5 protein-coding genes and 1 pseudogene are annotated in these 5,011 nt (G+C 40.0%); 2 read left to right on the top strand and 4 right to left on the bottom strand.

Translation table 11 applies throughout. The annotated features are described in order from the left end of the window. Positions 1-62 precede the first annotated feature (62 nt). Together LC574_RS26285 and LC574_RS26290 are read right to left on the bottom strand one after the other, a co-directional pair. Positions 63-919 (bottom strand): annotated as a pseudogene (locus tag LC574_RS26285) (IS982 family transposase). 128 nt (positions 920-1,047) lie between these two features. Further along, entirely contained in the window at positions 1,048-1,188 is a 141-nt protein-coding gene (locus LC574_RS26290) for a hypothetical protein (RefSeq protein WP_229456478.1), read from the bottom strand. Between the two features lie 154 nt (positions 1,189-1,342). Here LC574_RS26290 and LC574_RS26295 point away from each other — a divergent pair, with 154 nt between their 5' ends. Beyond that, positions 1,343-1,522 (top strand): hypothetical protein, encoded by a 180-nt coding sequence (locus tag LC574_RS26295; protein WP_229456486.1) that lies wholly within the window; start codon positions 1,343-1,345, stop codon positions 1,520-1,522. Positions 1,523-1,805: 283 nt separating this feature from the next. Here the strand turns inward: LC574_RS26295 and LC574_RS26300 are convergent, their stop codons facing one another. Continuing rightward, positions 1,806-3,593, bottom strand: a complete 1,788-nt coding sequence (locus LC574_RS26300) for an ABC transporter ATP-binding protein (RefSeq protein WP_229456480.1) — start codon at positions 3,591-3,593, stop codon at positions 1,806-1,808. A gap of 169 nt (positions 3,594-3,762) precedes the next feature. Then, positions 3,763-4,107 carry an ABC transporter substrate-binding protein gene (locus tag LC574_RS26305; protein WP_229456482.1) on the bottom strand — a complete coding sequence of 115 codons (345 nt, stop codon included), beginning with the start codon at positions 4,105-4,107 and terminating at the stop codon, positions 3,763-3,765. A gap of 613 nt (positions 4,108-4,720) precedes the next feature. Between LC574_RS26305 and LC574_RS26310 the strand changes: the two genes are divergently transcribed. Continuing rightward, positions 4,721-4,918, top strand: coding sequence for a hypothetical protein (locus LC574_RS26310; RefSeq protein WP_229456484.1), 198 nt, complete (start codon positions 4,721-4,723; stop codon positions 4,916-4,918). Positions 4,919-5,011 lie beyond the last annotated feature (93 nt).

The raw sequence follows: 5,011 nt of genomic DNA on the forward strand, positions 1-5,011 counted from the left end.
TAACCCGCCCAGAAGTCGAGCAGTGGATCGAATGGGCAACAGATTAACGTGAGTTCGATGAACTAAAAAACGGCAGGAGGAAGGGCAGGCAAGTCTTTGGGATAAATATCAAGTGAAGGTTTTTGAGGCAAATAAGTATAAGCAGCTAAACCAGCCATCAAGTTGACCAAAAAGTTGAAAACACTTCGATGTCTAGAATGTTCAATTTGGCACAAGTTTTTCAGGTGGTCATTAACAGACTCAATTACTGCTCGCTTGCGTAAAAGAATTTTATCAATTATTTTTATCAAGCGATTTTTCATATTCTTTTTAGATTTAGTAACTAACTGTAATCCCCGCTCATATAACTCCTCAAAGAGTTTTTTTGAAATATATCCCCTGTCACCAAATAATTTACTTTCTTATGTCTTTGGTCATGTCTGGGACTGGCTCACGGTCATCGACATTTGCAGGAGTAAGTTGAAATGCTCAAGGTTCCACGGTCGTTAATAATTAAATGAAGTTTAAAACCAAAATGCCAACCTACAGAATTTTTTCCCCATTTGACTAATCCTTTAAATACCTTGTGTGCGTGTGCCCGACATCGATGACAAACTTCTATTGGTGTAGAATCAATAAAACTAATTCCTGTAATTTCACCTGTGCGTGTATGCAAAAAACAACACAAAAGCATCAAGCACCACGGCATCAATTCAATGAATCTGCTGTAGCTGACTAGATTCGGGAAGGCGCCATGCCAACTAGGGAGTACATGCAGGGTATAAAACTCTTTGAATGTTCGGTAGCCTGAACCATGAAAAGCGTTCGCCCTTGGCGTTGGCGAAGCCATCGCAATCGTCATTATCTCCGATAGATGCATCCGAGAAGTGCTGCGACGCTCTCCAATCATTGACGATAGCTGCGGTACTTGTTGCCACATCCTCTCCCATGACGAACAGAAATCATCTACATCGCAGAAAATCTGTGTGATGTCGAGGCGAGATACAATTGTAGACTAAGCCCTGACCCTTATTTTTATTAGATATTCTTAGTCTCGGCTTTTTTTTGTCACTTTTTTACCGATTTTCCATTAATCGTAGCGATCGCTGCCGTGAATGACTTGTTTTGCAAATCCATCCAGTTATGCAAATTCATGCATAGCAAGCTTTTTACCTTTTTATAACCGTCGAACTCACGTAAATTTACCATCTGCTGTGCGTGGTCGTCTTTGAGACTTTTGTCTAGTGCCTGAATATTGATCCATTGAAAGTAAGTTATACATAATGTCCTAGTTTATCATGTATATACATGGAAAAATGGTTGATTTTTTAAGATTTTTTTCTTATCCCGGTTTTCTGTTCCATTGATACTCACACCCCAGCATTCCTTATCCCACATTGGTCGATGGCAGGGGGATCAAGCTCGTTACGTTGGTTCTCGCAAAAATCTCTTTGATCTTCGCCGTACTGCCGTTGTTCATAATCTTCATGTCCTTGCCAAAATTTTTACTCACACCACTGAGCAGTCTGCTACTTCATCCTGATTACTGAATCGGTGTTCTAGATATTAGTTACTTTGGAGAAGCCAGCCATCTCAAGGGTTTCCCCAGTTTCGGCTGAACGAGTCGCACTTTATTTTATGATTCAAATCACACCTACTTACGTCCGGCTGATTTTGGTTGGTTGTTGGGACTTATTAATAAGCTAAACTTATCATTATTTCAAGTCTTTCAGCTTTTGCACTTTTCTCCGAAAACAGTATCACAGACTACTATTTTTTAGCGATCGCCAAACTTTTCGGTCTACTGAACCTGTCAAGGATGGACCTCACTGATGGTAAAGCCCAGACTGTACGCGCCACAAAAGAGCATAAATGCCATTGAGCGTGAGTAATTCCTCATGCTTACCCTGCTCCACAATTTGACCACGATCCATCACATAAATACAATGACTGTGACGAATCGTCGAAAGACGATGAGCGATCGCAATTGTCGTGCGATTTTGAGTAATCATCGCCAGCGACTTCTGAATAGCCGCTTCCGTTTCATTATCCACCGCAGAAGTCGCCTCATCCAAAATGAGAATTGGTGGGTCTTTGAGAATAGCACGAGCGATCGCAATTCGTTGACGTTGACCACCAGAAAGCTTCTGACCCCGTTCGCCAACGATAGTATCGTATCCTTGGGGTAGTTGCAGAATGAATTCGTGTGCCTGGGCTAATTTGGCAGCGTGAATGATTTCGTTGTGACTAGCGTCAAAACTGCCATAAGCAATGTTCTCAGCTACCGTACCGTGAAATAGAAACACATCTTGACTTACCCAACCGATACAACGTCGTAGTTCTGCTAGTTGCAACTCTCGAATATCGATACCATCAATCAGGATTTGTCCACCTTGGACTTCATAAAAGCGTAGTAGCAACTTGACTAAGGTACTTTTACCAGAACCCGTTGCACCGACAATGCCAATGCTTGCCCCGGTTGGAATATGCAGTGATAGATTTTTGAGTATATTGGTGCGACCGTTGTAAGCAAAGGTGATATTGTCAATATGCACTTGACCGCGTACTGTTGTTGATGGAAAAGAATGGTTCCCTGTGGGAATAGCAATAGGAGTATCTAACAACCCCATCACTCTACGGACGGAAGCCATAGCCCGTTGATACTCATCCATGACGGAACTCAAAGTAGCAAATGGCCACAATAATTGCTGCACAATCAGCACTATGAAACTATAGTTTCCTACAGTTAACTGATTATTCGCCACTGAAATACCACCAAAAAACAGCGTAGCAATGAAACTTAGTACAACTATGAATCGAATTACTGGGAAAAACGCAGCAGAAACAGTAATAGCTTGACGATTACTGCGACGATAAGCTTCACTTTCAGAGAGGACACGACCTTGTTCGTAGGTTTCAGCAGTAAAACTTTTAATTGTGGCAATCCCTGAGAGGTTATTGGCTAAACGGCTATTGATGAATCCAGCTTTGTCACGGACATCTGCATAACGGAGAGCTAATCGTTTTTGGAATACTAATGAACCCCAGAAAATCAAGGGTATGGGTAGTATTGCCAACCACGCTCCATTGGGAGCCACAAGAGTAAATGAACTGCCTACAACTAAAACTGTGGTGATAAATTGCAGAATTTCCGCAGCCCCAGAATCGAGAAACCGTTCTAATTGATTAATATCATCGTTTAAAATTGATAGGAGTGTGCCTGTAGAGTGTTCCTCAAAGTAGCTCAGTTCTAGTTCTTGTAAATGGCTATAGGCATCAAGACGCAGTTCGTGCTGGATGGTTTGAGCTAAATTACGCCACAGGCGAGTATATAAAAATTCAAATAACGACTCCGAACTCCAAATTAATAATGCTAATAATGATAGTATCGCCAGTTGTCCAATGATGTTGGTTATGCCGATTTTGGCAATTAGGGAATTTTCTTTTTCCACCACGACATCTATAGTTTGGGCAATTAAATAGGATGGCGCTAGGTCGAAGATTTTATTGATTATGGTAAAGGTTACAGCACTCCTTACTTGAGAGTGGTAGTCTCTGGCATAGAGTAACAAACGTAATAGTGGATGCTTTTTGGATACTTGCAAATCTTTCATGGTAAGTGCCAAATTTAGAGAAAATAATTAATGATAATCAGCTAAAATTTTCCTCAATTAATATAGATGGAATTTGTGCGAAAATAGCAATTTAAAAAAGTTAGACAAATGCAAGATTCGGTTATTTCAGGTAATTGCTCATATTTTAAATCTGGTGAGAAATCTGAGCTTAAGGTGTGTTGACAAGGTATTTAAATAAATCATCGATTACTGCATCAGCCGCAAGCGAAGTTCGCGCTCTCCAGATTGTAGGGTCTACATAATAAACACGATTTTGTTGAACAGCTTTCAGCTTGTTCCAAAGCGGTTTTTTCTGAAGAATGCTTAAATCACGCTCACCTGTATGATTCCCGCTATAAGCAATGACAAACATAACATCACCATCTGCTTTTTCTAATTCCTCTTCAGAGAAACTAATAAATCCTCGTGGGTTAAAGTCTTGTGATGGTGGGCGTTGTAATCCAGCATCGCTTAAAACAGAGCTAATGAATGAGTTTTTTACTTCGCTAATCATGCCACCACAACAAAAGTTAACAAAAGAAATCTTTTTATTTTTGTAGCGATTCTCCTGCAGGGGAAACGCATCTAAATTAGTCTTGACAAAAACCTTGGTTAATGTATCAACGGAAGAATCAGAATTTATCGTTTGAGTGATTTTCCAAGGATCAAGGCGATCGCCTCAATCATTTTCAATAAGCAGACATTAATGCGATTTTTTGAGGGTTTATTGAGATTGAGACGTTCTTATTGACAAGATGCGTTTGCCCTGCTATGGACGGCAGTAAATCACTTTACTTAGGTATTTTAGCATGGGTGTTAGGAGACCATAGTGCTGAAACTTTTGAACAATTCCTTTAACCAGTCATGTTTGCTCAACCCATAGTCAGTAGACCGAAAAGTTTTGCGATCGCTCTTTTGTGAATACCTGTTTAAGTGTTTTTTCTCTAAAACTTGTGCTTTTATATCTCAGTGTTAAATGGCTTAGTTGAACTCCAAACATAATTAAAACTAATAATTTAGCGAAAATAAGAGCAACTCTCGCACTAAAATACGGTTCTGGTGCTGTGTCCAAGAATTTTATCAAGGAGTTGAGTAAAAATTGAGCTAGAAAAATATCTGGTTTGACTATGACTGCAACTACTACTCCAGTTTTAACTGATAATAAAACCTTGAACGAAGTAGTTAACTGTTTAACAGAAAACATTCCGCTCAAGTCTCAAGGCAAGTGTGAACAAAGGAATATCTTTGAAATTTTAATTCGAGCCGCCACCCAAAAAGATAGTATTGAAAATATAGCGGTTATCAGTCCAGTTCAGTACACTTAGGAGAGAACAATTCTACTGATAACTGGTCGCTATGAAAGCCTACTCTCTCGACTTGCGTCAGAAAGTTGTTGATGCTTATGCCTGCGGTGACAT

It is taken from the genome of Nostoc sp. CHAB 5715, assembly GCF_020829685.1.
In the GTDB taxonomy this organism is placed as follows: Bacteria; Cyanobacteriota; Cyanobacteriia; order Cyanobacteriales; family Nostocaceae; genus Nostoc.